At 66.8% G+C, this 24,448-nt stretch carries 24 protein-coding genes; 12 read left to right on the plus strand and 12 right to left on the minus strand.

Annotation, left to right across the window (positions count from 1 at the left end):
- Positions 1 to 74 precede the first annotated feature (74 nt).
- Together HMPREF2914_RS27550 and HMPREF2914_RS27555 are read left to right on the plus strand one after the other, a co-directional pair.
- A complete protein-coding gene (locus HMPREF2914_RS27550) occupies positions 75 to 590 on the plus strand; it encodes a hypothetical protein (protein ID WP_003096217.1) in 516 nt (171 codons plus the stop codon).
- 97 nt (positions 591 to 687) lie between these two features.
- The gene (locus HMPREF2914_RS27555) at positions 688 to 1,095 is read left to right on the plus strand and encodes a glycine zipper domain-containing protein (RefSeq protein ID WP_003135994.1); all 408 of its coding nucleotides are present in this window, start codon (positions 688 to 690) and stop codon (positions 1,093 to 1,095) included.
- A 68-nt stretch (positions 1,096 to 1,163) separates the two neighbouring features.
- On the opposite strand, the gene HMPREF2914_RS27560 is transcribed toward HMPREF2914_RS27555, so the two are convergent.
- Positions 1,164 to 1,379, minus strand: coding sequence for a carbon storage regulator (locus HMPREF2914_RS27560; protein WP_003096222.1), 216 nt, complete (start codon positions 1,377 to 1,379; stop codon positions 1,164 to 1,166).
- Between the two features lie 223 nt (positions 1,380 to 1,602).
- Here HMPREF2914_RS27560 and HMPREF2914_RS27565 point away from each other — a divergent pair, with 223 nt between their 5' ends.
- Complete coding sequence (locus tag HMPREF2914_RS27565) at positions 1,603 to 2,160, plus strand: chorismate mutase (RefSeq protein ID WP_023092737.1); 558 nt, start codon at positions 1,603 to 1,605, stop codon at positions 2,158 to 2,160.
- On the opposite strand, the gene HMPREF2914_RS27570 is transcribed toward HMPREF2914_RS27565, so the two are convergent.
- From HMPREF2914_RS27570 to HMPREF2914_RS27585, 4 genes are read right to left on the minus strand one after another with little or no spacing between them, the layout of a single operon-like run.
- Positions 2,142 to 2,585, minus strand: coding sequence for an acyl-CoA thioesterase (locus HMPREF2914_RS27570; RefSeq protein ID WP_003096230.1), 444 nt, complete (start codon positions 2,583 to 2,585; stop codon positions 2,142 to 2,144). The genes HMPREF2914_RS27565 and HMPREF2914_RS27570 overlap by 19 nt on opposite strands.
- 22 nt (positions 2,586 to 2,607) lie before the next feature.
- A complete protein-coding gene (locus HMPREF2914_RS27575) occupies positions 2,608 to 3,771 on the minus strand; it encodes an iron-containing alcohol dehydrogenase (protein ID WP_009314468.1) in 1,164 nt (387 codons plus the stop codon).
- Between the two features lie 26 nt (positions 3,772 to 3,797).
- Positions 3,798 to 5,588 carry an acyl-CoA dehydrogenase C-terminal domain-containing protein gene (locus tag HMPREF2914_RS27580; protein WP_003141910.1) on the minus strand — a complete coding sequence of 597 codons (1,791 nt, stop codon included), beginning with the start codon at positions 5,586 to 5,588 and terminating at the stop codon, positions 3,798 to 3,800.
- Between the two features lies 1 nt (position 5,589).
- Positions 5,590 to 6,825, minus strand: coding sequence for a 3-hydroxyacyl-CoA dehydrogenase (locus HMPREF2914_RS27585; RefSeq protein ID WP_003109978.1), 1,236 nt, complete (start codon positions 6,823 to 6,825; stop codon positions 5,590 to 5,592).
- Between the two features lie 142 nt (positions 6,826 to 6,967).
- Here HMPREF2914_RS27585 and HMPREF2914_RS27590 point away from each other — a divergent pair, with 142 nt between their 5' ends.
- On the plus strand, positions 6,968 to 7,876 hold the full coding sequence (locus HMPREF2914_RS27590; RefSeq protein ID WP_003096239.1) for a LysR family transcriptional regulator: 909 nt from the start codon (positions 6,968 to 6,970) through the stop codon (positions 7,874 to 7,876).
- Between the two features lie 14 nt (positions 7,877 to 7,890).
- Here the strand turns inward: HMPREF2914_RS27590 and HMPREF2914_RS27595 are convergent, their stop codons facing one another.
- Positions 7,891 to 8,493, minus strand: a complete 603-nt coding sequence (locus HMPREF2914_RS27595; RefSeq protein ID WP_003136000.1) for a nitroreductase family protein — start codon at positions 8,491 to 8,493, stop codon at positions 7,891 to 7,893.
- 253 nt (positions 8,494 to 8,746) lie between these two features.
- Here HMPREF2914_RS27595 and HMPREF2914_RS27600 point away from each other — a divergent pair, with 253 nt between their 5' ends.
- On the plus strand, positions 8,747 to 9,103 hold the full coding sequence (locus HMPREF2914_RS27600) for a fimbrial protein (RefSeq protein ID WP_023092738.1): 357 nt from the start codon (positions 8,747 to 8,749) through the stop codon (positions 9,101 to 9,103).
- Between the two features lie 57 nt (positions 9,104 to 9,160).
- Here HMPREF2914_RS27600 and HMPREF2914_RS27605 read toward each other — a convergent pair whose 3' ends face one another.
- Both HMPREF2914_RS27605 and hslO read right to left on the minus strand, forming a co-directional pair.
- Complete coding sequence (locus HMPREF2914_RS27605) at positions 9,161 to 10,702, minus strand: phosphoenolpyruvate carboxykinase (RefSeq protein WP_003123676.1); 1,542 nt, start codon at positions 10,700 to 10,702, stop codon at positions 9,161 to 9,163.
- 115 nt (positions 10,703 to 10,817) lie between these two features.
- On the minus strand, positions 10,818 to 11,711 hold the full coding sequence (hslO, locus tag HMPREF2914_RS27610; RefSeq protein ID WP_003109983.1) for an Hsp33 family molecular chaperone HslO: 894 nt from the start codon (positions 11,709 to 11,711) through the stop codon (positions 10,818 to 10,820).
- Between the two features lie 112 nt (positions 11,712 to 11,823).
- Here hslO and HMPREF2914_RS27615 point away from each other — a divergent pair, with 112 nt between their 5' ends.
- A complete protein-coding gene (locus HMPREF2914_RS27615; RefSeq protein WP_003109984.1) occupies positions 11,824 to 12,627 on the plus strand; it encodes a phosphatase PAP2 family protein in 804 nt (267 codons plus the stop codon).
- Between the two features lie 37 nt (positions 12,628 to 12,664).
- On the opposite strand, the gene HMPREF2914_RS27620 is transcribed toward HMPREF2914_RS27615, so the two are convergent.
- Positions 12,665 to 13,060, minus strand: coding sequence for an RNA-binding S4 domain-containing protein (locus HMPREF2914_RS27620; RefSeq protein ID WP_003136003.1), 396 nt, complete (start codon positions 13,058 to 13,060; stop codon positions 12,665 to 12,667).
- Positions 13,061 to 13,269: 209 nt separating this feature from the next.
- On the opposite strand from HMPREF2914_RS27620, the gene HMPREF2914_RS27625 reads away from it, so the two are divergent.
- The 3 genes from HMPREF2914_RS27625 (at position 13,270) to HMPREF2914_RS27635 (ending at position 15,855) form a co-directional block, all read left to right on the plus strand.
- Positions 13,270 to 13,704 carry a retropepsin-like aspartic endopeptidase RimB gene (locus tag HMPREF2914_RS27625; RefSeq protein WP_003123679.1) on the plus strand — a complete coding sequence of 145 codons (435 nt, stop codon included), beginning with the start codon at positions 13,270 to 13,272 and terminating at the stop codon, positions 13,702 to 13,704.
- A 131-nt stretch (positions 13,705 to 13,835) separates the two neighbouring features.
- Positions 13,836 to 14,741, plus strand: a complete 906-nt coding sequence (gene rimK, locus HMPREF2914_RS27630) for a 30S ribosomal protein S6--L-glutamate ligase (RefSeq protein ID WP_003096254.1) — start codon at positions 13,836 to 13,838, stop codon at positions 14,739 to 14,741.
- A gap of 190 nt (positions 14,742 to 14,931) precedes the next feature.
- Positions 14,932 to 15,855 (plus strand): LD-carboxypeptidase, encoded by a 924-nt coding sequence (locus tag HMPREF2914_RS27635; protein WP_023092739.1) that lies wholly within the window; start codon positions 14,932 to 14,934, stop codon positions 15,853 to 15,855.
- A 76-nt stretch (positions 15,856 to 15,931) separates the two neighbouring features.
- Here HMPREF2914_RS27635 and amgS read toward each other — a convergent pair whose 3' ends face one another.
- Both amgS and amgR read right to left on the minus strand, forming a co-directional pair.
- Entirely contained in the window at positions 15,932 to 17,251 is a 1,320-nt protein-coding gene (gene amgS / locus HMPREF2914_RS27640; protein WP_003109988.1) for a two-component system sensor histidine kinase AmgS, read from the minus strand.
- 94 nt (positions 17,252 to 17,345) lie between these two features.
- Positions 17,346 to 18,089: a two-component system response regulator AmgR gene (gene amgR, locus HMPREF2914_RS27645; protein WP_003096259.1), complete on the minus strand. Its 744-nt coding sequence runs from the start codon at positions 18,087 to 18,089 to the stop codon at positions 17,346 to 17,348.
- A gap of 188 nt (positions 18,090 to 18,277) precedes the next feature.
- Between amgR and HMPREF2914_RS27650 the strand changes: the two genes are divergently transcribed.
- From HMPREF2914_RS27650 to gshA, 3 genes are all read left to right on the plus strand, one after another.
- Positions 18,278 to 20,617 carry a Tex family protein gene (locus tag HMPREF2914_RS27650; protein ID WP_009878279.1) on the plus strand — a complete coding sequence of 780 codons (2,340 nt, stop codon included), beginning with the start codon at positions 18,278 to 18,280 and terminating at the stop codon, positions 20,615 to 20,617.
- Between the two features lie 38 nt (positions 20,618 to 20,655).
- Positions 20,656 to 21,018 carry a PaaI family thioesterase gene (locus HMPREF2914_RS27655; protein ID WP_042115369.1) on the plus strand — a complete coding sequence of 121 codons (363 nt, stop codon included), beginning with the start codon at positions 20,656 to 20,658 and terminating at the stop codon, positions 21,016 to 21,018.
- 206 nt (positions 21,019 to 21,224) lie between these two features.
- Entirely contained in the window at positions 21,225 to 22,808 is a 1,584-nt protein-coding gene (gshA, locus tag HMPREF2914_RS27660) for a glutamate--cysteine ligase (protein WP_003109990.1), read from the plus strand.
- Between the two features lie 42 nt (positions 22,809 to 22,850).
- Here gshA and argA read toward each other — a convergent pair whose 3' ends face one another.
- A complete protein-coding gene (gene argA, locus HMPREF2914_RS27665) occupies positions 22,851 to 24,149 on the minus strand; it encodes an amino-acid N-acetyltransferase (RefSeq protein ID WP_003096265.1) in 1,299 nt (432 codons plus the stop codon).
- Positions 24,150 to 24,448 lie beyond the last annotated feature (299 nt).

Genomic DNA, 24,448 nt, shown 5'->3' on the forward strand with positions numbered 1-24,448 from the left:
GTCGGCTGACGCTTGTCAGCGGTTTGGGCCAACCCCAGCATCGCAGCCGTCATCCCCACAGAGAGAAACTCTCTATGAAGTATTCCTCGATACTCCTGTTGTCCCTGAGTCTGGTCGGTGGTACCGCCTTCGCAGGCGACAACACCCGCGCGGCCATCGGCGGCGCCTTGGGCGGGGTGTTGGGTTCGGTCGTCGGCGATGCGGTCGGCGGCAGCACTGGCGCCGCGATCGGTAGCGGCATCGGTGGCGCTGCGGGCGGTGCAGTCGGCGCCGGACGCGGTAACAAGACCGAAGCGGCAATCGGCGGCGGCCTCGGTGCCGCAGGCGGTAACGTCATCGGCCGGCAGATCGGTGGCAGCACCGGTGGCCTGATCGGCGCGGCCCTCGGCGGCGCCGGCGGCGGCGCGCTGGGCAACCATTATGGCGACGGCAACCGCCGCTACGACGACGATGACGACTACCGCGACCGTCGCTACTACCGCCGCGCCGGCTATCGCGATGGCTATTACCGGCATGACAACGGCCATCACTACGGCCGGTACAAGAAGTGGAAGCGCCATAAGCATCATCGTCGCTACTACGACGACTGATTCCTCCGCTCCCCACGACGCAAAGGCCGGGCCTGATGGTCCGGCCTTTGTGCGAACGACCGTATTTCCCTCCTGATTCAACGATGAGGCACGCACGATGCGTAAATCTCTCCTGGTAATCGCGTTCGGCCTGCTGGGCGCACAAGCCGCGCTCGCCGGCGACTCCACCAAGACCGCCGTGGGCGGCGGCGTGGGCGGCGCCCTGGGCAACGTCGTGGGCAACGCCATCGGCGGTAGCACCGGTGCGGCCATAGGTGCCGGCCTAGGTGGAGCGGCTGGCGGCGCGATGACCGCCAAGGACGGGCGCAAGACCGAAGCAGCCCTGGGTGGCGGGCTAGGCGCGGCCGGCGGTTCGGTGATCGGCAACAAGCTGGGCGGCAGCACCGGCGCGACCATCGGTGCAGGCCTCGGCGGCGCAGCGGGTGGCGCGGTCGGTAACAACCTGGGCAAGGACAACGACAGCGGTCACCGCGGCAAGAAACACCGCAAGCACAAGCATCGTTGATCGGCATGCTTGCCGAAGCCGATGTGGAAAAGCCCCGCGACCGCGGGGCTTTTACTTTCTACCGTTCGTCAGCCTTTCGGTGCCGTCTTCAACTCGTCGCGAACGATCAGGACGCCACGCGGCGCCTCGATCCCGACCCGGGCCTGGTTGCCGATGATATCGGTGACCAGGATCCGGATGCCGCCTTCGCGCAATTGCCGAATCAGTTCCTCCGCCGGGTAGTCGGCCTTGAGGGACAGGGTGATGCCTTCGCCTTCTCGGCGGGAGAGTATCAGGAAACCCATGTTCCGCGTCCTTGCCAGTCATAGCAGGGGCAAACCGGCCCCTTTGGTGAATGAAATGGTGTGGAGGGATGGTCACAGAACATTGCTCCAGCGTCGAGACTGCAAACGTTCAATCAGAAATGTCCCATCCAGCGCTTCCTCATCGCCTCACGCCATGTCATGGATTGTCGCACCGGGCTCGCTTTGCTAGCGTGCCCGGCATCAATTCAATCGAGATTTCCAGATGCGCCCGTCGTTCGCCAGTTGGGGCCTGCTTGCCCTCCTGCTCCTGCAAGGCCCGCTGCTCCAGGCCCAGCCGCTGTCGCCGGCTCTCCAGCAACTGTTGAGCTTGAGCAGCCAGCGTTTGCAACTAGCCGATCAGGTAGCCCAGAGCAAGGCCCAGTCGGGCAAGGCGGTACAGGACAGCCCGCGGGAACAACAACAGTTGCAGATGCTCGCCGGACAAGCCGGGAGCCACGGGGTCGGCGCCGAGCAGGTGCGCCTGCTGTTCGCCGCGCAGATCGAGGCGAACAAGCTGGTCCAGTACCGCCTGCTCAGCCGGCCGCTACCGGACGCTGGCCAGGCGGTCGACCTGGAGCGCATCCGCAACCGCCTCAATCAGCTCAACCTGGAGCTGCTGCGCGGCTACGCCCCGGCGCTCGCCGAACTGCGCGTCGACGACTGTCGGCCGAGGCTAAACCAGGCGCTGCAACGGCAGGTACGCGACGATCGCCTGGACGAACTGCACGCCATCGCCCTGTCACGGGCGGCGGGCGATCTCTGTCACTGGGCCGCGCTCTGAAGCGCGGCCAGCGCATCGCGTAGTCCCTGCGGAATGGCCACCGGGCGGCTGCTTCGGCGCTCCACGAAGACATGCACGAAACGCCCGGCCGCGCAGGCCTCCCGCTGCCCTTCGAGGAACAAGGCCAGTTCGTACTGCACCGAGCTGTTGCCCAGGCGCGCCACCCGCAAGCCCATCTCGATCCGCTGGGGGAAGGCCACCGGCGCGAAATAGTCGCAGCTGGAACTGACCACCAGGCCGATCACTTCGCCGCCCTGGATATCCAGGCCGCCACGCTCGATCAGGTAGGTATTCACCGCCGTGTCGAAGAACGCATAGTAGGTCACGTTGTTCACGTGTCCGTAGATATCGTTGTCGTGCCAGCGCGTGGTGATCGGCTGGAAATGAAGGTACTGCTCGCGCAGCGGTCGCGGGGCGGTCGCCATGCCCGGTCCTCGTAGAAGGGATTCAGTATGCCGCGCGATAGATCGCCAGGGCGTCCGCCTCGCCGACCTCGCGCGGGTTGTTGACCAGCAGACGCTGCTGGAGCATCGCGTCGGCGGCCAGGCGCGGCAGCATCGCCTCGTCCACCCCGGCGTCGCGCAAGCGGCTCGGCAGGCCGTTGCGCGGACTGAGCTGGGCCAGTTCGTCGATCAGCTGCGCGGTAAGCGCGTCGCGATCGCCCGGACGCAAGCGGTCGCCCAGCAGCAGCGGCGCCAGCTCGGCATAGAGTCCAGCGGCAGCGGGAGCGTTGAAACGGATCACCTCCGGTAACACCAGCGCGTTGCTCAGGCCGTGGGGAATGTGGAAATGCCCTCCCAGCGGATAGGCCAGGGCATGTACCGCCGCCACCGGCGCATTGGCGAAGGCCTGCCCGGCCAGGCAGGCGCCCAGCAGCATGGCCTGGCGCGCCTCGCGGTCGCCGCCGTCGCCTACCGCGCGTTCCAGGTTGGCCGCCAGCAAGCGCAACGCCTCCCGCGCCAGCAGGTCGGACAGCGGGTTCTTCTTCAGCTTGCTGGTATAGCTCTCGATCGCATGCACCATCGCGTCGATACCGGTCGCCGCGGTGACCGCCGGCGGCAGCCCGAGGGTCAGGTCGGCATCGAGCAGCGCCAGATCGGGCAGCAGGTAGGGCGAGACCACACCCATCTTGGTGGTCTCGCCAGTGGTGACGATGGCGATCGGCGTCACCTCGGAGCCGGTCCCGGCGGTGGTCGGCACCTGGATCAGCGGCAGGCGCGGCCCGCGTGCGTTGCCGACCCCGAAGACCTCGCCGAGCCCCTGCCCTGCCTCTGGATGGGCGAGCAGCGCGACCAGCTTGGCCACGTCCATGGAACTGCCACCGCCGAAACCGACCACCAGCTCGGCAGCCATGGCCCGCGCCCGCCCGAGCGCGGCCTCGACCACCGATTCAGGCGGATCGGCGAGCACCTGGTCGTACACCTCGACGGCCAGGCCCAGGCGCGGGAAGCCGGGCAGGATCGCATCCAGCAAGCCGAGCCGGGTGATCCCCGGGTCGGTCACGATCAACACGCGGCGCGCCCTTCGCTCGCGGCAGAGTTCAGCCAGGCGGATGGCGGAGCCGACCTCGCAGAGGATCTGCGCGGTAGTGGCGAAACTGAAAGCTTGCATATCGGTCTCCCTGGGCGAGACGCCCGTCAGAACGAGAAATGCTCCTCGGGCAGGGCCATCAGGCAGTCGGCGCCGCCGAGCAAGGCTTCGCGGTGCATGCTCGCCCGCGGCAGGATGCGCCGCAGGTAGAAATCGGCGCTGCGCAGCTTGGCCCGATAGAAATCGCCCTCGCCGGAGCCGCCGTCCAGCGCTTCCTGGGCTCGTGCAGCGGCTTGCAACCAGAGGGCCGCGAGCAATACGTAGGCGCTGTACTGGAGGAAGTCCACGGAAGTGGCGCCGATCTCCTGGGGATCGCGGGCGCAGGCCTCGAGTACCTGGCCGGTGAGCTGCCGCCACTCCTCCAGGCGTTGCAGCACCGGCTCGACCAGCGGCGCCAGCGCAGCACGCCCTTGCAGCGCCTCGCTGGCCGCCGCCAGTTCGCCTTGCAGCGCCAGCAGTTCGCCGCCCTGGTCGCCGAGCAGCTTGCGGCGGACCAGATCGAGCGCCTGGATGCCATTGGTGCCTTCGTAGATCTGGGTGATGCGACTGTCGCGCATCAATTGCTCCATGCCCCATTCGCGGATGAAGCCGTGACCGCCATAGACCTGTACGCCGAGGCTGGCGACTTCCTGGCCGACATCGGTAAGGAAGGCCTTGACGATGGGGATCAGCAGCGCTGCACGGCGCGTCGCCGCGCGCCGGCCGTCGGCATCCGGATGGCCGTGTTCCAGGTCGAGCTGGCGTGCACAGCAGGCCGCCAGCATGCGGCAGCCTTCGACCAGGGTCTTCTGGGTCAGCAGCATGCGCCGTACGTCGGGGTGCACGATGATCGGGTCGGCGGCCTTGTCCGGTGCCTGCGGGCCGACCAGGGCGCGCGACTGCAGGCGCTCGCGGGCGTAGCCGAGGGCGCCCTGGAAGGCCCGTTCGGCGATACCCAGGCCCTGCAGGCCGACCTGGAAGCGCGCATCGTTCATCATCGTGAACATGCAGGCCAGGCCCTGGTTCGCCTGGCCCAGCAGCCAGCCCCTGGCGCCGTCGAAGTTCATCACGCAGGTGGAAGCGCCCTTGATCCCCATCTTGTGCTCGATGGCGCCGCACCCCAGGCTGTTGCGCTCGCCCAGGGAGCCATCGGGATTGGCGACGAACTTCGGCACCAGGAACAGACTGATGCCCTTCACCCCGGCCGGCGCGTCCGCCAGGCGCGCCAGCACCAGGTGGACGATGTTCTCGGTGAGGTCCTGCTCGCCACCGCTGATGAAGATCTTGCTGCCGCTGATCGCGTAGCTGCCGTCGGCCTGCGCCTCGGCGCGGGTGCGCAGGAGGGCGAGGTCGGTGCCGGCCTGGGGTTCGGTCAGGCACATGGTGCCGGCCCATTCGCCGCTCACCAGCTTGGCCAGGTAGTCGCGCCGCAACGCCTCGTCGCCATGCTTGTACAGGGCCAGCACGGCGCCCTCGGTCAGCCCCGAATAGACGCGGAAGGACAGGCTGGCGGCCATCAGCATCTCGTGGAAGCACGCGGAGACCATCTGCGGGAAGCCCTGGCCGCCGTACTCGGTGGGTCCGGTCATGCTCGCCCAGCCGTTCTCGCTGTACTGCCGGTAGGCTTCGCGAAAGCCGGTGGGGGTGGTCACCACGCCGTCCTTCAGCTTCGCGCCTTCCTCGTCGCTGTTGCGATTGAGCGGCGCCACCACCTGGCCGGTGTAGCGCGCGCCTTCCTCGAGCACGCCGTCGATCAGTTCGCGATCGATGCCGTTGCCCAGCAGTTCGCAATGCGCGCCGACATCGAACAGTTCATGGAGAACGAAGCGCATGTCGCGCAAGGGGGCCTGGTAATCCATCTCAGCGCGCCTCCTGCAGGTCGGCGAAGGCTCCGCCCTCGGCGGCCAGGCGCTCGACCAGGGACGCCGGCTTCCAGCGCGCGCCGTGGCGCTGTTCGAGGAAACGCAGGCGTTGCAGCAGCTCGGCCGCGCCGAGGCGATCGGCCCAGGCCATGGGACCGCCCTCCGCGGCGGGGAAGCCGTAGCCGTTCAGGTAGACAGTGTCGATGTCGGCGCTACGGGCGGCGATACCCTCGTCGAGGATCTTCGCGCCCTCGTTGACCAGCGCCAGCAGGCAACGCTCGAGGATTTCCTCGTCGGCGAAATCGCGCCGCGGGTAGCCCAGCGTCTCGGCAACCCGGAGCACCAGGGCATCCACCTCGGTATCGTGCTCCGCCTGGCGGCTGCCCGGCGCGTAGCGGTAGTAACCGGCACCGCTCTTCTGGCCGAAGCGGCCCAGCTCGCAAAGGCGGTTGTCCACCTGCACGGCCGGCTGGTCCTGACCGACCCCGGCCAACTCGCGGGCGCGCCACTCCAGGTCGATACCGACCACGTCGTACATGCGGAACGGCCCCATGGCGAAACCGAACGCCTGGAGAGCCCGGTCCACCTGGTACGGCAGGGCGCCTTCCAGCAGCATCAGGCGGGCCTCGGTGGCGTAGGGTTCGAGCATGCGGTTGCCGATGAAGCCGTGGCAGTTGCCGGCCACTACGCTGACCTTGCCCATCCGCTCGCCCAGCGCCAGGGCCGCCTCCAGCACCGCCGGCGCGGTCTGCGCGCCGCGCACGATCTCCAGCAGCCGCATGATGTGCGCCGGGCTGAAGAAGTGCAGGCCGAGCACCTGGCCCGGACGCGCGGTAACCGCGGCGATGGCGTCGATGTCCAGGTAGGAAGTATTGCTGGCCAGCACCGCGGAGGGCTTCAGCGCCGCGTCCAGCTCGCGGAAGATCGATTGCTTGAGTTCCAGGTTCTCGTAGACCGCCTCGATCACCAGGTCCGCCTCGCGCATCGCGGCGAGGTGCTGGACCGGCGTGATGCGGGCGCGGCGCGCGGCCGCTTCCTCTTCGCCGATGCGCCCCTGGCGCACGTTGTGCGCGTAGGTGTCGGCCACGGCGCCGAGCGCCTGGTTGAGCATCTGCGGGTTGCTGTCCAGCCACTGCACGTCGAGACCGGCGTTGGCCAGGCACATGACGATACCGCGACCCATGGTGCCGGCGCCGATCACCGCGGCCTGGCGGAAGGAAAAGTTCTGGCTCATGGTCTTGTCCTCGTTGTAGCGAGCGCAGGAGGAACGGTGGACGAAACCTGGGGCAGTCCGACCGCACAAAAAGCGACCACTACCTTAGGGGAAGGTCGTACTATTTTTGAAATTTAGTCTTGTGATAGCTGGAATTCAGGCAATGAATATCCAAACCTTCGACCTCAACCTGCTACGCGTCCTCGACGCCCTGCTGCGCGAACGCAACGTCTCGCGCGCGGCGGAGCGCCTGGCGCTGAGCCAGCCGGCAGTGAGCAATGCACTGAACCGCCTGCGCGAGCTGCTCGACGACCCGCTGCTGGTCCGCGCCGGTCGTGCGATGCAGCCGACGCCCCGGGCGCTGGCGCTGGAAGCGCCGATCCGCGCGGCGCTGCGGCAGATCGAACAGAGCCTGGGCGACGGCGAGGGCTTCGATCCCGGGCGCAGCCGGCAGCGCTTCACCGTAGCGGTGACCGACTACGTCGAACTGATCTGCATGCCCGCCCTGATGCGCCGCCTGAGCGAGCGGGCGCCGGGAATCTCCATCGCCATCCAGCACCTGACCCCGACCTTGCCGGCCGAGGCGCTGGACAAAGGCGAACTGGACCTGGTGCTAGGCCGCTTCGAAAACGTCCCGGCGCGCTTCCAGCGCCGCCATTGGGCCAGCGAGACCCTGCAACTGGTCGCCCGACGTCAGCACCCGCTGCTGGCGCAGGCTCCCGACCTGGCCACCTTTCTGGAGCTACAGCACCTGTGGGTGCACGGCGGGCAGACCAAGGGGATGGTCGACCAGTGGCTGGGCAGCCAGGGGCTCAAGCGGCAAGTGGCCTACACCACACCGAACTACCTGCAGGCAGCGCACATCGCCGCGTACAGCGACCTGGTCGGCGTCCTGCCGCGACAACTGGCGCACTACTTCGAACGATTGCTGCCCCTGCAATCGTTCGACCTGCCGTTCGACCTCGGCCCGTTCCACCTGGAACTGGTGTTCCTGGCCCAGCGCGAACGCGACATCGCCCTGCAATGGCTGGTCGAACAGATCCGCCAGGTCGGGGCCGCCGGACCGGACTAGGGGAATCCGGGCAGTCAGAAGCGGTCGCGGATGACCAGTTCTTCCCGCGGCAGCTTGCCGCTGCGCGGCCAGGGTTCAACGGCCTTTTTCCCGACCGCCACCATCAGGCCGATCACATGGTTGTCCGGCAGGTTGATCAGCCGGGCCACGGCATCGAAGTCGAAACCATCCATCGGACACGAATCCAGGCCCTGGCCGCGGGCGACCAGCATCAGGGTCTGCGCCAGCAGGCCGCAGCTGCGCATGGCTTCGTCACGCTGTACCTGGGGCTTGCCGCGGTAGTAGGTGTCGATGGCGCCTGCCATGAACGCCTGTACCGCCTCGGGAGCACCGTCCCAGACCCGCTGCGCGTTGCGCTCCCAACTGTCGAGCTGGGCGCACACCACCACCAGCATCGCCGCGTCGGTGACCTGCGCCTGGTCCCAGGCCACTTCACGCAACTGCGTGCGCAATTGCGGATCGCTGACCTCGACCAGCCGCACGTGTTGCAGGTTGAAGGCGGAAGGCGCATGCAGCGCCAGGTCCAGGAGATGGTCCTTCTCTTCGCGAGTCAGGCTGAAGGATGAGTCGTAGCCCTTGATGGCACGGCGACTCCGAACGGCGTCTTCGATATGCATGGGGGAAATCCACTGCGAGGGAACAAAGGGGCGCCCACTCTAGGGCATTGGCGAGAAGATAAACCAGACTTCAATAAATCCGACGCAGCCCCACAGCAGCTACTTACAGAATCAGGACTAGGACTATTCCTAGGAAGGAATTTTCCTAAGGAATTGTCCTATATTCCACTCCAATGCCAGCGCCTGGGAGAGGGCCCCTCCCGGGACGCACGAACGCAGAAAAATAAGGATGAACTCACGTAGGAGTAAGCTCATGAACAGGATGGGCCAACTGGCTTTGTTCGGTCTTCTTGTAGGAACCTCCAGCAACCTGTTCGCCGCCCCCGGCAGCATCAGCGGCGTCATCCGCTTCACCGGCGCCATTGTCGAGCCACCATGCTCGATGAGCGCTCCCCGCCAAGACGAAAGCAAGGGCAGCTTCCACCTCAGTGGCTGTCCCATGCAGGCGCGCACCGCGGAAGTCAGCATCCGCTCGATGAAGACCGGCGAGGTGCAACACCTGCAACCCAGCGACCTGGTCCTCGGGGAAAGGGATTTCTCGGCGCGCTATGAGCTGGCCGGAAGCGGTCGTCGCTCCGGCAACTACCTGATCACCGTCACCTACCCCTGACGTCCGGACATGAAAAAACCGCCCGAAGGCGGTTTTTTCATGGTGCCGAAACGTGGCTTACAGCTGCGGGCCGGCGGCCTTGATCGCGTCGGAAACCTCGAATTTCTTGAAGTTTTCGATGAACTGCTTGGCCAGGCCCTTCGCCGCCTCGTCGTAGGCAGCCTTGTCGGCCCAGGTATTGCGCGGGTTGAGCAGATTGGTCTCGACGCCCGGAACGACCTTCGGCACGTCCAGGTTGATGATGTCCAGGTGCTCGGTTTCCGCGCCGATCAGCGCGCCGCTCTGGATCGCCGCGATCACGCCACGGGTGGTCGGGATGTTGAAGCGCTTGCCGACGCCGTAGCCACCGCCGGTCCAGCCGGTGTTGACCAGGTAGACCTTGGAGCCGAAGGCCTTGATACGCTTGATCAGCAGCTCGGCGTAGACACCGGCCGGACGCGGGAAGAAGGGAGCGCCGAAGCAGGTGGAGAAGGTCGACTTGATGCCGCCGCCGGAACCCATCTCGGTGGAGCCGACCAGCGCGGTGTAGCCGGACAGGAAGTGGTAGGCCGCCTGCTCGTTGTTCAGGATCGATACCGGCGGCAGTACGCCGGTCAGGTCGCAGGTCAGGAAGATCACCGCGTTGGGCTCGCCGCCGAGGTTCTTCTCCGAACGCTTCTCGACGTGCTCCAGCGGGTAGGCGGCGCGGCTGTTCTGGGTCAGGCTGTCGTCGGCGTAGTCGGGCACACGCTCTTCGTCGAGAACCACGTTCTCCAGCACGGCGCCGAACTTGATGGCTTTCCAGATGACCGGCTCGTTCTTCTCGGACAGGTCGATGCACTTGGCATAGCAACCGCCTTCGACGTTGAACACCACGCCCTCGCCCCAGCCGTGCTCGTCGTCACCGATCAGGTAACGGCTTTCATCGGCGGACAGGGTGGTCTTGCCGGTGCCGGACAGGCCGAAGAACAGGGTCACATCGCCCGCTTCGCCGATGTTGGCAGCGCAGTGCATCGGCAGCACGTCGCGCTCGGGCAGCAGGAAGTTCTGCACGGAGAACATGGCTTTCTTCATCTCGCCGGCATAGCGCATGCCTGCGATCAGCACTTTCTTCTGGGCGAAATTGAGGATCACGCAACCGTCGGAGTTGGTGCCGTCGCGCTCGGGCACGCATTCGAAGTTGGCGACATTGAGGACCTGCCACTCGTCCTTGCCAGCCGGGTTGTACTGCTCCGGCTCGATGAACAGGCAACGGCCGAACAGATTCTGCCAGGCGGTAGCGGTGGTCATCTTCACCGGCAGGTAGTAAGCCTCGGCGGAACCTACATGAACATGGGAAACGAAATGGTCCTGGGCGTTGTTGAACGCTTCCACGCGGGCCCACAGCGCATCGAACTTGTCGGCCGGGAACGGACGGTTGATGTTGCCCCAGGCGATCGCGTCCTTGGTGCTCGGCTCTTCGACGATGAAACGGTCGACCGGCGAACGGCCGGTGCGATGGCCGGTACGTACGACCAGCGAGCCGTTGGCGGCCAGTTCGCCCTCACCGCGGCGAATGGCTTCTTCTACCAGTTGGGCGGCGCTGATATCGGTGTACACGGCGTTGTTGGCTTGCGTCATGTGGTTCCCCGTCGGCCAGAGGCCGAGTCCTCCAAACTTCGTAGCGCTTCAAAAAACTCACTACAGGAAAAAAGTGGCGGGATTATGCCAGAAAAGCCCGCTGGATGAAAAATCGTCAGTGGCGGGTCTCGGAAGGCCCCTGGCTGCCAGCGCCAGCGAACAACTGGGCGACGTCGGAGGCGTCGAACAGGTAGCGCTGGTTGCAGAACTGGCAGTCGATGGTGATCGAGCCTTCCTCCTCCTCGAGCAGCCGCTCGCAGTCGGCCTGCCCGAGACTGACCAGGGCGTTGGCCGAACGTTCCCGCGAGCAACTGCAATGGAAGACCAGCGGTTGCGGCTCGAACAGGCGCACGGTTTCCTCGTGGTAGAGGCGGTGCAGGACGGTCTCGTTGTCCAGCGCCAGCAGCTCTTCGGCGGTCAGCGTGTCGGCCAGGGTGGTCAGGTGCTGCCAACTGGCCTCGCGGGCCTCGGGGTCCTTCAGGCGGTCGGCGGGAAGCTGCTGCAGCAGCAGGCCGCGGGCGCGGCGGCCGTTGGCGTTGAGCCAGAAACGGGTCGGCAGCTGTTCCGAGCTGGCGAAGTAGTTGGACAGGCATTCCGCCAGGTTCACCCCCTCCAGGGCGACGATCCCCTGGTAGCGCTGGCCCTTGACCGGGTCCACGGTGAGGGTCAGCACGCCTTCGGGCATCAGTTCCTGCATGCCGGCGTCGGCGCCGATGGACTCCGCCGAATAGCGGGCCAGGCCACGCACCTGGCGGTCGCTGGAACACTCCACCATCAACAGCGGAACCGCGCCGCTGGAGCGCGCCTGCAATACCAGCAGGCCGTCGAACTTGAGCGTGCCGCAGAGCAGCGAGGCCGCCGCGAGCATCTCCCCGAGCAGTTGCGCGACCGGTTCCGGATAGGGATGTTTGGCCAGCACTTCGCTGTAGCTACGCTCGAGATCGACCATCTCGCCGCGCACGTCGGTATCGTCGAAAAGGAAACGCTGGCTCTGATCTGAATGGGACATGCGGGACACAACGCTACGAATGAGGGAATGACAAGTGAGTGACAAAGGCCTATAAAAGCGCGCTTCGTGACAGTCGTACGCCGACCCGGCGCCGATAGGGGGAAACGATTTTATGGATAATGCCTCTCCGTTCCAAGCGGCCTGGCAATGGCGCAAGTTCGCCACCTGTCATCTTCTGGCGCTCCTGCTGCTGATCCTGTGGCTCTGGGGCCCCACCCGCGAGCTGATGAACGGCTTCGACTTCTGGCTCTTCGACAAGCTCAACGGCTCCCTCGCCCTCAACGAAACCTGGCTGAAACTCTGGGGCCTGCTCAGTACCCGACCGTTCGACGCGGTGGTCGGGGTGATCCTGCTCTGCCTGCTGATTCGCGGCGACTGGCTGCTGCCAGCGAACCAGGTACGGCGGCTGACCTTCGGCTTCATCGTGACCCTGCTGATCCTGGTGGTGATCCGCGTGCTCTACGCCAAGATCGCCCACCACCTGCACTGGCAGCACGCCAGCCTGTCGATGCTGATGGACAAGGCCATCCACCTCAGCGACCACTTCCCGGACTGGGAACGCGTGTGGGAAATCAAGGACCGCTCCAAGCGCAGCTTCCCCGGCGACCACGCCTCGGTGCTGCTGGTCTGGGCGCTGTTCATGTCGCTGTTCGCCCGCCGCGCCGGGCAGTTCCTGCTGATCTGGACCCTGGCCGTGCTGTTCATGCTGCCGCGCCTGGTAGCCGGCGCGCACTGGGGCCAGGACGACTACATCGGCGGCCTGCAGATGGCCCTGCTGGCCCTCGCCTGGGGCTGCTACACACCGCTGGCGGCGAAGGCCAGCGGCTGGCTGGTGCAGGTGACCGAACCGCTGTTCCGCCTGCTGGCGAAATTGCCGCTGATCGGCCGCCTCGGCGTGGTCCGCGACTCGGCCTGAGGCCATCCCGGTCTCCCCTGCGGGAGATCGGCGCTTCTCAGTCCTGGCCGCCGCGCAACTGGTGGATCTGCCGCCGCTGCTTCTTGCTCGGCCGCCCCTCGGTCTGTACGCCCAGCGCCCCGGCCTTGCGCATGGCCGCCGCGCGCTCGCGGCTTTCCACGCTGTCCGCGGTTTCCTCGTAGAGAGCCTGGGCCTCCGGCGCGCCACGCCGGACTACGGAAAGCGCGCGAATCGTCACGGTTCGCTCGTCGAAGCCCGTACGAATGGTCAATTCCTCCCCTACCCTGGGTTCCTTGCTCGGCTTGCACCGCTCGCCCCGGCAATGCACCTTGCCGCCCTCTATCGCGGCCTTGGCCAGCGCCCGGGTCTTGAAGAAGCGCGCCGCCCAGAGCCACTTGTCCAGGCGCACCTTGTCGTCGTCTTTCTCGCTCACTGGCATTTCCCGTATTCGTTCCGCCGCTGTCTCGCGACTGTCATCGACAGCCGCTAGGTTCGTCTTCGGCATCCTCGGGCAGCCGTCTGGCGGCCGCCCATAGCCCTGCTAGAATGCCGGCAAAACGCCTGGAATGCCTACCCGTGAAGACATTCGACCAGCTTTCCGTCATCGGTCTGCGCGAGTGGATCGCCTTTCCCGAACTGGGCATGGTCGGGCTGCGCGCGAAGATCGACACCGGCGCCAGCACCTCCAGCCTGCATGCCTCGGACATCGTTCCCTTCGAGCGCGACGGCGAGAAGTGGGTGCGCTTCACCGCCCACCTCGGCACGCTGGTACAGCGCCGGCACCGTTGCGAAGCGCCGATGGTCGCGCGCAAGACCATTCGCAGCTCCAACGGCCAGGCCCAGACCCGCTACGTGATCCGCACCACCCTGGCGCTGGGCGATCGCATGTGGCCGGTGGAGTTCACCCTGGCCTGCCGCAAGTCCATGCGCTATCGCGTGCTGCTCGGCTCCAAGGCGCTGATCGCCGGGCAACTGGTGGTCAACCCGGCCCTGGCCTACGTCCAGGATCGTCCCGAGTCGCCGGCCGCCCTGCCCGCGGCGACGGGCATCAACCTGCTCGACGGGAGTCCGGTTTGAGCCATTCGCCGGCAGCACCTGTCCAACCTCCATCCATTCCCGAAACGGCCGGTCCAATGCCTGCCGCGACGACAACCCACAGCCTCGCCGCCGCTGCCCGCCAGCCGGTCCAACCCATCCACAGGTGCTGAATGAAAATCGCCGTGCTGTCGCGCAATCCCCGGCTCTACTCGACCCGTCGCCTGGTGGAGGCCGGGCGGGAGCGCGGCCATGAAATGGTGGTCATCGATACGCTGCGCGCCTACATGAACATCGCCAGCCACAAGCCGCAGATCCACTACCGGGGACAACCGCTGGAGGGCTTCGACGCGGTGATCCCGCGCATCGGCGCCTCGGTGACCTTCTACGGCTGCGCGGTATTGCGCCAGTTCGAGATGATGGGCGTGTTCCCGCTCAACGAGTCGGTCGCCATCGCTCGCTCGCGGGACAAGCTGCGCTCGCTGCAACTGCTCTCGCGCAAGGGCATCGGCCTGCCGGTGACCGGCTTCGCTCATTCCCCGGACGATGTCCCGGACCTGATCGAGATGGTCGGTGGCGCACCGCTGGTGATCAAGCTGCTGGAGGGCACCCAGGGCATCGGCGTGGTCCTCTGCGAAACCGAGAAGGCCGCCGAATCGGTGCTCGAGGCTTTCATGGGGCTCAAGCACAACATCATGGTCCAGGAGTACATAAAGGAAGCCGGCGGCGCCGACATCCGCTGCTTCGTGGTCGGCGACAAGGTGATCGCCTCGATGAAGCGCCAGGCAGCGCCCGGCGAGTTCCGCTCCAACCTGCACCGCGGCGGCAGCGCCAGCCTGATCAAGATAACCCCGGAAGAACGCATGACCGCCATCCGCGCCGCTCGCGTGATGGGCCTGAACGTCGCCGGGGTGGACATCCTGCGCTCCAACCATGGTCCGCTGGTAATGGAGGTGAACTCCTCGCCGGGCCTGGAAGGTATCGAATCCACCACCGGCAAGGACATCGCCGGAATCATCATCCAGTACCTGGAAAAGAACGGCGGCCCCCACCTGGCCAGGACGAAGGGAAAGGGGTGAGCCGGACCAGACAACGCATGCGTTGTCCCGGCGCATCGGACGCACCGCATTACGCTGGCGATCCCGGCCTCGACAGAAGGTCCATGCCACGCTTGAATGAAGCACCGCCGCAACCGATGCCGGAAACCCCGCCGAACCCCGGGCTCTTCCGGCACTCGAATCCTTTCCTGACGCTTCATGGAATCGCCGCATGACCCCTCGTCCCTCCTCCGACCAGACCTGGCAGCCCATCGACGGCCGGGTGGCGCTGATCGCGCCAGCCTCGGCCATCGCCACCGACGTGCTGGAGGCGACCCTGCGGCAACTGGAAGTGCACGGTGTGGACTACCATCTCGGCCGCCACGTCGAAGCCCGCTACCGCTACCTCGCCGGGACGGTCGAGCAGCGCCTGGAAGACCTGCACAACGCCTTCGACATGCCGGACATCACCGCGGTCTGGTGCCTGCGCGGCGGCTACGGCTGCGGCCAGTTGCTGCCGGGCCTGGACTGGGGGCGCCTGCAGACGGCCTCGCCGCGGCCACTGATCGGTTTCTCCGACATCTCGGTGTTGCTCAGCGCTTTCCACCGCCACGGCCTGCCTGCGATCCACGGCCCGGTGGCAACCGGACTCGGTCTGTCGCCGCTGAGCGCCCCCCGCGAGCAGCAGGAGCGGCTAGCCTCTCTGGCCTCGGTCAGCCGCTTGCTGGCCGGAATCGACCATGAACTCCCGGTGCAGCACCTCGGCGGACACAAGCAACGCGTCGAAGGCGCGCTGATCGGCGGCAACCTCACCGCCCTGGCCTGCATGGCCGGCACCCTCGGCGGCCTGCACGCCCCGGCGGGGTCGATCCTGGTCCTGGAGGACGTCGGCGAACCCTACTACCGCCTGGAGCGCAGCCTCTGGCAATTGCTCGAAAGCATCGACGCGCGCCAGCTCGGCGCGATCTGCCTGGGCTCGTTCACCGATTGCCCGCGCAAGGAAGTCGCCCACAGCCTGGAGCGGATCTTCGGCGAATACGCCGCCGCCATCGAGGTGCCGCTCTACCACCACCTGCCCAGCGGGCATGGTGCGCAGAACCGGGCCTGGCCTTACGGGAAGACCGCGGTGCTCGAGGGAAACCGGTTGCGCTGGTAGGGACGGGGCGCGCCCCTCTCCGTAAGCGCGAGAGGGGTTGGGAAGTGCCGCTGGAACGGCACAAACCCGTCGAGTATCAGGCCGCGCCGCGCGGTAGCAGCAACCCCAGCGGCAGGCAGACCCGCGCTTCCAGGCCGCCGCCATCGCGGTTGCGCAGTTCGACGCTGCCGCCGTGCTGGGCGGCGATGCGCTTGACGATCGCCAGGCCGAGGCCGGTGCCCTTGCCGCCACGCGCCTTGTCGCCGCGGATGAAGGGATTGAAGATGCTGTCCACTTCCGCGGGATCGATGCCCTGGCCGCGATCGAGCACACTCAGCACCACGTAGGGCGCCGCGCTTTCGCCGGCCACGTAGCTGGCCACCTCCACCGAGCCGCCACCGTGGTTCAGGGCATTGTCGATCAGGTTGCCCAGCAGACGCTTCATCGACACCCGCCGCAACGGCATCGCCGGTACCGGCTGCAAGGCCATGCGCACCTGCTCGCGAGTCTGGTTGAACGGTGCCACCACCTCGCGCACCAGGTCGGTCAGGTCGCCCTCCTCCACCGGCTCGTCGCGGCCGTCGCGGATGAAGGCGAGGAACTGGTCGAGGATCGCATCCATGTCCTCGATGTCGCGGACCATGTCCTCGACCATCTCCCGTTCGCTCTCCGGCAGCAACTCCAGCGACAGGCGCAGGCGTGTCAGCGGGGTGCGCAGGTCGTGGGAGACACCGGCCAACATCAATTCGCGTTCGCGCCCGCCCTGCTCGATGTCCTCGGCCATCTGGTTGAAGGCGCGATACACCTCGGCCATTTCGCTTGGCGTCTCCGGCCCCAGCGGCAGGCGCACGCTGCGCCCCTGGCCGAACTGGCGGGCGGCGACCACCAGGCGCTTGAGCGGCTGGCTGAGCTGGCGGACGAAGATCCAGGCGGCGGCGGTGGAAAGCAGGCCGATGCCGAGGAACCAGCCGAGCACGCTCCAGATCCGTTGGCCACGCAAGGGATGCGGATACAGCGGCACCGCCAGCCAGCCTTCGCCGAGGCTCGGTGCGCGCACCCAGAGCTGCGACGGCTGGTGGATACGCAGGCGGGTCTCGGTGTCCGGCCCCAGCTCCATCTGCATCTGCCGCTGGAAGATTTCCGTGTACGGCCAGTGCTGCTCGCCGGGCTGGTCGGCGCTGCTCGGCACCCAGCGCAGGCCGGAAGCCTTGGCGATGGCCGCGCGCGACTCCTCGTCGGCAGCCCAGAACGCGCGGATGGTCAGCGCCGCGCCGTGGCTGTACTGGCGGTCGACGATCACGTCCTCGTTCATCAGCAGGTAGACCAGGGTCAGCGCCTTGGAGAACAGCACGACGATCAGCACCAGCCAGAGGGTGCGGGCGAAGAAGCTTTGCGGGAACCAGAGCGGCGTTTTCATCGATCGGACCGGTTGCGCGCCGGCGGACGGGGCCGACGCCTGTTGCGGGTAAGACGACGCGGCCGGTGCATCGCTGCACCGGCCGCGCGGAGACTCAGGCCTTGCGCGCGTTGCCATCCGGCACGAACACGTAGCCGACCCCCCAGACCGTCTGGATATAGCGCGGCTTGGACGGGTCCGGCTCGATCAGCCGGCGCAGGCGCGAGATCTGCACGTCGATGGAACGCTCCAGGGCATCCCACTCGCGGCCACGGGCGAGGTTCATCAGCTTGTCCCGGGTCAGCGGTTCGCGGGCGTGCTGCACCAGGGCCTTGAGCACGGCGAACTCGCCGGTGGTCAGCATGTGTACCTCGTCGCCCTTCTTCAGTTCGCGGGTGGCGAGGAACAGCTGGTAGTCGCCGAAGGTCACCACCTCGTCGGCACCGGCAGGCGCGCCGGGCACCAGCGGTGCCTGGCGGCGCAGCACGGCCTTGATCCGCGCCAGCAGTTCGCGCGGGTTGAACGGCTTGGCCAGGTAGTCGTCGGCGCCCAGTTCCAGGCCCTGGATGCGGCTGCCCTCGTCGCCCTTGGCGGTGAGCATGATGATCGGCACCTGGTTGTTCTGTTCGCGCAGGCGGCGGCAGGCAGTGAGGCCGTCCTCGCCGGGAAGCATCAGGTCGAGCACAACCAGCTGGAACAGTTCGCGGGATAGAAGGCGATCCATCTGCTCGGTGTTCTCCACCGCGCGGACGCGGTAGCCCTGCTCGTCGAGGAAACGTTCGAGCAGGCGGCGCAGGCGGGCGTCGTCGTCGACGACGAGGATCTTTTCACCTTCGGCCAGGGCGGCAGGGTTCGACATAGAAACTCCCAGAATGAGTCAGGCGGGCATTATCGCCCAGGTAGCGGCTGGGCCGGACTGTCCATTGTTAGCAGATTTTTCCCCGACCAGCCGCCCTCCAAGGCGAAACTTGGCAGGTATAATGCGGCGCTTTTGCGGCGGGGCGTTGTCTACACGGCCCGTTTTCGTTCGTTTTACCAGGTGGATCAATGGACAGCATCAACACCCGTATCGCCGAAGAGCTCTCCGCACTGCCCTCCGGCCGCGTTCAACCGCAGCAAGTCGCCGCTGCCGTCGCCCTGCTCGACGAAGGCTCCACCGTTCCCTTCATCGCCCGTTACCGCAAAGAGGTCACCGGCAGCCTCGACGATACCCAGTTGCGCATGCTGGAAGAGCGCCTGCGCTACCTGCGCGAACTGGAAGAACGCCGCGGCGCGATCCTCGCCAGCATCGAGGAACAGGGCAAGCTGACCCCCGAACTGGCCCGCGACATCAAGCTCGCCGACACCAAGACCCGTCTCGAAGACCTCTACCTGCCTTATAAGCAGAAGCGCCGCACCAAGGGCCAGATCGCCCTGGAAGCCGGCCTCGGCGCGCTGGCCGACGCACTGTTCGACGACCCGACCCTGGTCCCGGAAAGCGAGGCCGCGCGTTTCGTCGACGCCGAGAAAGGCTTCGCCGACGTCAAGGCGGTGCTGGAAGGCGCCAAGTACATCCTCATGGAGCGCTTCGCCGAAGACGCCACGCTGCTCGACAAGCTGCGCGTGTTCATGAAGAACGAAGCGACCCTGACCGCCCGCGTGGTCCCCGGCAAGGAACAGGAAGGCGCCAAGTTCAGCGACTACTTCGAACACGACGAGCCGCTGAAAAGCGCCCCGTCGCACCGCGCCCTGGCAATCTTCCGCGGACGCAACGAAGGCGTCCTCAGCGCCTCGCTGAAGGTCGGCGAGGAAGCGCCGGGCACCCTGCACCCATGCGAGGTCATGATCGCCGAGCGCTTCGGCCTGTCCAACCAGGGCCGCGCCGCCGACAAGTGGCTGGCCGAGGTGGTGCGCTGGACATGGAAGGTCAAGCTCTATACCCACCTGGAAACCGACCTGTTCGGCGAGCTCCGCGACGGCGCCGAGGACGAGGCGATCAGCGTGTTCGCGCGCAACCTGCACGACCTGCTGCTGGCCGCCCCGGCCGGCCCGCGCGCCACCCTCGGCCTCGACCCGGGCCTGCGCACCGGGGTCAAGGTCGCGGTGGTCGACGCCACCGGCAAGCTGCTGGACACGGCCACCGTCTACCCGCATGCGCCGAAGAACCAGTGGGACCAGACCCTCGCCGTGCTCGCCGCGCTCTGCGCCAAGCACCAGGTCGAGCTGATCGCCATCGGCAACGGCACCGCCAGCCGCGAGACCGACAAGCTGGCCGGCGAACTGATCAAGAAATATCCGGGCATGAAGCTGACCAAGATCATGGTCAGCGAAGCCGGCGCATCGGTGTATTCCGCCTCCGAACTGGCGGCGAAGGAGTTCCCCGAGCTGGACGTGTCCCTGCGCGGCGCCGTGTCCATCGCCCGCCGCCTGCAGGACCCGCTGGCGGAGCTGGTGAAGATCGAGCCCAAGTCGATCGGCGTCGGCCAGTACCAGCACGACGTGTCCCAGCTGAAGCTGGCGCGTAGCCTGGACGCGGTGGTCGAGGATTGCGTGAACGCCGTCGGCGTCGACGTCAACACCGCCTCCGCCGCCCTGCTGGCACGCATCTCCGGCCTCAACTCGACGCTGGCGCAGAACATCGTCGCGCACCGCGACGCCAACGGCGCGTTCCGCACCCGCGACGAGCTGAAGAAGGTCAGCCGCCTGGGCGAGAAGACCTTCGAGCAAGCCGCCGGCTTCCTCCGCGTGATGAACGGCGACAACCCGCTGGACGCCTCGGCGGTGCACCCGGAAACCTATCCGCTGGTGCAGCGCATCGCCGCCGACACCGAGCGCGACATCCGCTCGCTGATCGGCGACTCGGCGTTCCTCAAGCGCCTCGACCCGAAGAAGTTCACCGACGAGACCTTCGGCCTGCCGACCGTCACCGACATCCTCAAGGAACTCGACAAGCCCGGCCGCGACCCGCGTCCGGAGTTCAAGACCGCAGAGTTCCAGGAAGGCGTCGAGAGCCTCAAGGACCTCAAGCCGGGCATGGTCCTGGAGGGCGTGGTGACCAACGTCACCAACTTCGGCGCATTCGTCGACATCGGCGTCCACCAGGACGGCCTGGTGCACATCTCGGCGCTGTCCGAGAAGTTCGTCAAGGACCCGTACGAAGTGGTCAAGGCCGGCGACATCGTCAAGGTCAAGGTCATGGAAGTGGACATCCCGCGCAACCGTGTCGGCCTGTCCATGCGCATGAGCGACACCCCCGGCGAGAAGGTCGAAGGCCAGCGCGGCGGGCGTCCCGCCGGCAGCGGCCAGCCGCGCCAGGAGCGTGGCGCCCCGCGCGGACAGAGCGCGCCGCCGGCGAACAACGCCATGGCCGCGCTGTTCGCCAACGCCAAGCAACTGAAGAAGAAGTGACGGAGCCGTCCATGAGCGAGATGCCCGCCCGCGAGCAGATGATCAGCGCCTACAGCGAACTGGTCGGCCTGGACCCGGTCAGCCTCGGCGACGGAGTCGCCGAGGTACGCCTGCCGATGGCCGCGCACCTGCGCAACCGCGGCGGGGTCATGCACGGCGGTGCGCTGTTCTCGCTGATGGACGTGACCATGGGGCTGGCCTGCTCCAGTTCCCATGGTTTCGACCGCCAGAGCGTCACCCTGGAATGCAAGATCAACTACATCCGCGCCGTCGCCGACGGCGAGGTGCGCTGCGTCGCCCGCGTCCTCCATGCCGGGCGCCGCAGCCTGGTGGTGGAAGCCGAGGTGCGGCAAGGCGACAAGCTGGTCGCGAAAGGACAAGGCACCTTCGCCCAGCTGTAAACCGGCGCGGCCGCCATGCGGCAGAATGGCGCGCAACGGCGATCCCGATCCGTGCCGGGCGCCCGCCTCGACGGCTCCTGCCGAAGGTGCGGCGACCGGCCCCCGGACGAAGCGAAAACGCATTTACGTCCTCCCTCTTGTAGACCGCTCGGTCCACCCTCATATTGGGGCGACCGATCTGGGACGCGATCACAAGGAATCCCGACTTGAGCGATCTTCTCTCCCGCCGCCTGGCTCTGCTCGGCGCCGCAGCCAACCTGCCCCTGCTGACCGAGTGCCTGCATGGCATCGAGCGCGAATGCCTGCGAGTCGATAGCGACGGCAAGCTGGCGCTCACCCCCCACCCCCGGGCCCTGGGTTCGACCCTGACCCATCCGCAGATCACTACCGACTACTCCGAGGCCTTGCTGGAGTTCATCACGCCCACGGAAACCGACGTCGCCGACACTCTGGGCGATCTCGAGCGCATCCACCGCTTCGCCAGTTCGAAACTGGACGGCGAGTACCTGTGGAGTCCATCGATGCCCTGCGAGCTGCCGGACGAGGAGAGCATCCCGATCGCCCGCTACGGCAGCTCGATGATCGGCCGCCTGAAGTACGTCTACCGCAAGGGCCTGGCGCTGCGCTACGGCAAGACCATGCAGTGCATCGCCGGCATCCACTACAACTTCTCCCTGCCGGAGAGGCTCTGGCCGCTGCTGCGCCAGGCCGAAGGCAGCGAGCTATCGGAACGCGACTACCAGTCCGCCGCCTACATCGCCCTGATTCGCAATTTCCGCCGCTACAGCTGGCTGCTGATGTACCTGTTCGGCGCCTCGCCGGCCCTCGACGCCGGCTTCCTGCGTGGCCGCCCGAGCCAGTTGGAGCGCCTCGACGAACACACGCTCTACCTGCCCTACGCCACCAGCCTGCGGATGAGCGACCTGGGCTACCAGAACAACGCCCAGGCCGGCCTGACGCCCTGCTACAACGACCTGCAGAGCTACATCGACAGCCTGCGCCAGGCGGTCAGCACGCCCTACCCGCCCTACGAGAAGGTCGGCACCAAGCAGGATGGCGAATGGGTGCAGCTGAACACCAACATCCTGCAGATCGAAAACGAGTATTACTCGAGCATCCGGCCAAAGCGCGTCACCTACACCGGCGAGCGTCCGGTGCAGGCCCTGGCCGCTCGCGGCGTGCAGTACGTGGAAGTGCGCTGCCTGGACATCAACCCGTTCCTGCCGCTGGGCATCGACCTGGACGAGGCGCGCTTCCTCGACGCCTTCCTGCTGTTCTGCGCGTTCAGCGACAGCCCGCTGCTGAATGGCGAGTGCAGCGACGCCACCGACAACTTCCTCGCCGTGGTCAAGGAAGGCAGGCGGCCGGGCCTGCAATTGCAACGTCGCGGCCAGCCGGTGGAATTGCAGGTCTGGGCCAACGAGCTGCTCGAACGAATCGCCGATACCGCGGCACTGCTCGACCGCGCACGCGGCGGCGAAGCCCACGCGGCGGCGCTGGCAGCGCAGCGGGCTAAGGTGGCCGATGCGGAACTGACGCCTTCGGCGCAGGTGCTGAAGGTCATGCGCGAGCGCGGCGAGAGCTTCGAAGCGTTCTCCCTGCGCCAGAGCCGCGAACACGCGGAGTATTTCCGCCAGCATCCGCTGGCCGCCGAAGAGCAGGCACGCTTCGAGAAGATGGCCAGCGACTCCCTGGCCGAACAGACGGAGCTGGAACGCGACCAGGATGGCGACTTCGATACCTTCGTCGCCGCCTACCAGGCGAGCATCCTCGGCCTGATCAGCAACTGAGCGAAGCCGGCGCGCCCCTGCGCCCAGGGACGCGCCGGCGGATCACAGGCTCTTCTCGAATACCTGCGAATTGCGCTGGAAGTTGTACAGCGAGGCCCGCGCCGCCGGTAGCCGTTCGACGCTGCTGGGCTGGAAGCCGCGCTCGCGGAACCAGTGCGCGGTCCGCGTGGTGAGCACGAACAGGGTCTTCAGGCCGAGTCCGCGCGCGCGCTCTTCGATCCGCTCCAGCAGTTCGTCGCCACGCCCGCCGTGGCGGTACTCCGGGTTGACCGCCAGACAGGCCAGCTCGCCCGCCTCGGAATCGGCGATCGGGTAGAGCGCGGCGCAGGCGATGATCAGCCCTTCGCGCTCGACGATGCTGAACTGTTCGATCTCGCGTTCCAGCACCTCGCGGGAACGGCGTACCAGGATGCCCTGCTCTTCCAGCGGGCGGATCAGCTCGATCAGCCCGCCAACGTCCTCGATGCCCGCCTCGCGCAACTGTTCGAACTGCTCTTGGGCGACCAGGGTGCCGTTGCCGGTGCGGGTGAACAGCTCGCTGAGCAGCGCGCCGTCCTCGGTGTAGCTGACGATATGGCTGCGCTTGACCCCGGCCCGGCAGGCCTGCGCCGCGGCGTCCAGCAGCTCGGCCTGGTAGCTGTTGCCCAGCCGTTGCAGGTGCGCGGGCACCTGCTGCGGGCGCAGTTCGCGGACCAGCTTGCCGGATGCGTCCAGCAAGCCCTGTTCGGCGCCGTAGAGAATCAGCTTTTCCGCTTCCAGGTCGATGGCGGCGCGCATGGCCACGTCTTCGCAGGCCAGGTTGAAGATTTCCCCGGTCGGCGAGTAGCCCAGCGGCGAGAGCAGGACGATGCTGCGCTCGTCGAGAAGGCGGCCAATGCCCTTGCGGTCGATGCGACGGACCTCACCGGTATGGTGGTAGTCGACACCCTCGACCACGCCGATCGGCCGCGCGGTGACCAGGTTGCCGCCAGCGACCCGCAGGCGCGCGCCCTGCATCGGCGAGGCGGCCATGTCCATCGACAGCCGCGCCTCGATGGCGATGCGCAGACTACCCACGGCGTCGATGACGCATTCCAGGGTCGGCGCATCGGTCACTCGCAGGTCGCGGTGATAGCGCGGAGCCAGGCCGCGCGCGGCCAGGCGCGCCTCGATCTGCGGGCGCGAACCGTGCACCAGCACCAGGCGCGCGCCGAGGCTGTGGAGAAGGACCAGGTCGTGGACGATATTGCCGAAATTGGGATGCTCCACCCCTTCGCCGGGGAGCATGACCACGAAGGTGCGGTCCCGGTGCGAGTTGATGTAGGGCGAAGCGTGACGTAACCAGTTGACGTAGTCGGGCATGGTGGGGAAAGCCTGTCGTTTCGTGAGCGAGAGCAAAGCGTGAGCGGCCGGGACGGCCCGAAGGGCGCCGTTATCGTCGTCGCAGCAACATCGACAGGCTTCTCCTCACTTTCTGGTTAACGAGACGGATGGATCACGTGCGAGTTTAAACCCTCGGCGGCCCCCCGGCCGCGGGATTCGACCATGGTACGGGGCGTGGGGCCGGAACGAACCGTTTTACCACTATTTCTGAAAAAAACTATCCGAAAACCCCGGTTAACTCGCGCAGCGCTTTTTCGCTAGGCTGCCTCGTTCGCCGT

The sequence above is a fragment of the Pseudomonas sp. HMSC067G02 genome, from assembly GCF_001813485.1.
Classification (GTDB): domain Bacteria; phylum Pseudomonadota; class Gammaproteobacteria; order Pseudomonadales; family Pseudomonadaceae; genus Pseudomonas; species Pseudomonas aeruginosa.

Bases quoted from the DNA above. Each gene is read 5' to 3' on its own strand.
- HMPREF2914_RS27550 (WP_003096217.1), top strand. From the start codon at position 75: ATGAAGTATTCCTCGATACTCCTGTTGTCCCTGAGTCTGGTCGGTGGT.
- HMPREF2914_RS27555 (WP_003135994.1), top strand. From the start codon at position 688: ATGCGTAAATCTCTCCTGGTAATCGCGTTCGGCCTGCTGGGCGCACAA.
- HMPREF2914_RS27560 (WP_003096222.1), bottom strand. From the start codon at position 1,379: ATGGGTTTCCTGATACTCTCCCGCCGAGAAGGCGAAGGCATCACCCTG.
- HMPREF2914_RS27565 (WP_023092737.1), top strand. From the start codon at position 1,603: ATGCGCCCGTCGTTCGCCAGTTGGGGCCTGCTTGCCCTCCTGCTCCTG.
- HMPREF2914_RS27570 (WP_003096230.1), bottom strand. From the start codon at position 2,585: ATGGCGACCGCCCCGCGACCGCTGCGCGAGCAGTACCTTCATTTCCAG.
- HMPREF2914_RS27575 (WP_009314468.1), bottom strand. From the start codon at position 3,771: ATGCAAGCTTTCAGTTTCGCCACTACCGCGCAGATCCTCTGCGAGGTC.
- HMPREF2914_RS27580 (WP_003141910.1), bottom strand. From the start codon at position 5,588: ATGGATTACCAGGCCCCCTTGCGCGACATGCGCTTCGTTCTCCATGAA.
- HMPREF2914_RS27585 (WP_003109978.1), bottom strand. From the start codon at position 6,825: ATGAGCCAGAACTTTTCCTTCCGCCAGGCCGCGGTGATCGGCGCCGGC.
- HMPREF2914_RS27590 (WP_003096239.1), top strand. From the start codon at position 6,968: ATGAATATCCAAACCTTCGACCTCAACCTGCTACGCGTCCTCGACGCC.
- HMPREF2914_RS27595 (WP_003136000.1), bottom strand. From the start codon at position 8,493: ATGCATATCGAAGACGCCGTTCGGAGTCGCCGTGCCATCAAGGGCTAC.
- HMPREF2914_RS27600 (WP_023092738.1), top strand. From the start codon at position 8,747: ATGAACAGGATGGGCCAACTGGCTTTGTTCGGTCTTCTTGTAGGAACC.
- HMPREF2914_RS27605 (WP_003123676.1), bottom strand. From the start codon at position 10,702: ATGACGCAAGCCAACAACGCCGTGTACACCGATATCAGCGCCGCCCAA.
- hslO (WP_003109983.1), bottom strand. From the start codon at position 11,711: ATGTCCCATTCAGATCAGAGCCAGCGTTTCCTTTTCGACGATACCGAC.
- HMPREF2914_RS27615 (WP_003109984.1), top strand. From the start codon at position 11,824: ATGGATAATGCCTCTCCGTTCCAAGCGGCCTGGCAATGGCGCAAGTTC.
- HMPREF2914_RS27625 (WP_003123679.1), top strand. From the start codon at position 13,270: ATGGTCGGGCTGCGCGCGAAGATCGACACCGGCGCCAGCACCTCCAGC.
- rimK (WP_003096254.1), top strand. From the start codon at position 13,836: ATGAAAATCGCCGTGCTGTCGCGCAATCCCCGGCTCTACTCGACCCGT.
- HMPREF2914_RS27635 (WP_023092739.1), top strand. From the start codon at position 14,932: ATGACCCCTCGTCCCTCCTCCGACCAGACCTGGCAGCCCATCGACGGC.
- amgS (WP_003109988.1), bottom strand. From the start codon at position 17,251: ATGAAAACGCCGCTCTGGTTCCCGCAAAGCTTCTTCGCCCGCACCCTC.
- amgR (WP_003096259.1), bottom strand. From the start codon at position 18,089: ATGTCGAACCCTGCCGCCCTGGCCGAAGGTGAAAAGATCCTCGTCGTC.
- HMPREF2914_RS27650 (WP_009878279.1), top strand. From the start codon at position 18,278: ATGGACAGCATCAACACCCGTATCGCCGAAGAGCTCTCCGCACTGCCC.
- HMPREF2914_RS27655 (WP_042115369.1), top strand. From the start codon at position 20,656: ATGATCAGCGCCTACAGCGAACTGGTCGGCCTGGACCCGGTCAGCCTC.
- argA (WP_003096265.1), bottom strand. From the start codon at position 24,149: ATGCCCGACTACGTCAACTGGTTACGTCACGCTTCGCCCTACATCAAC.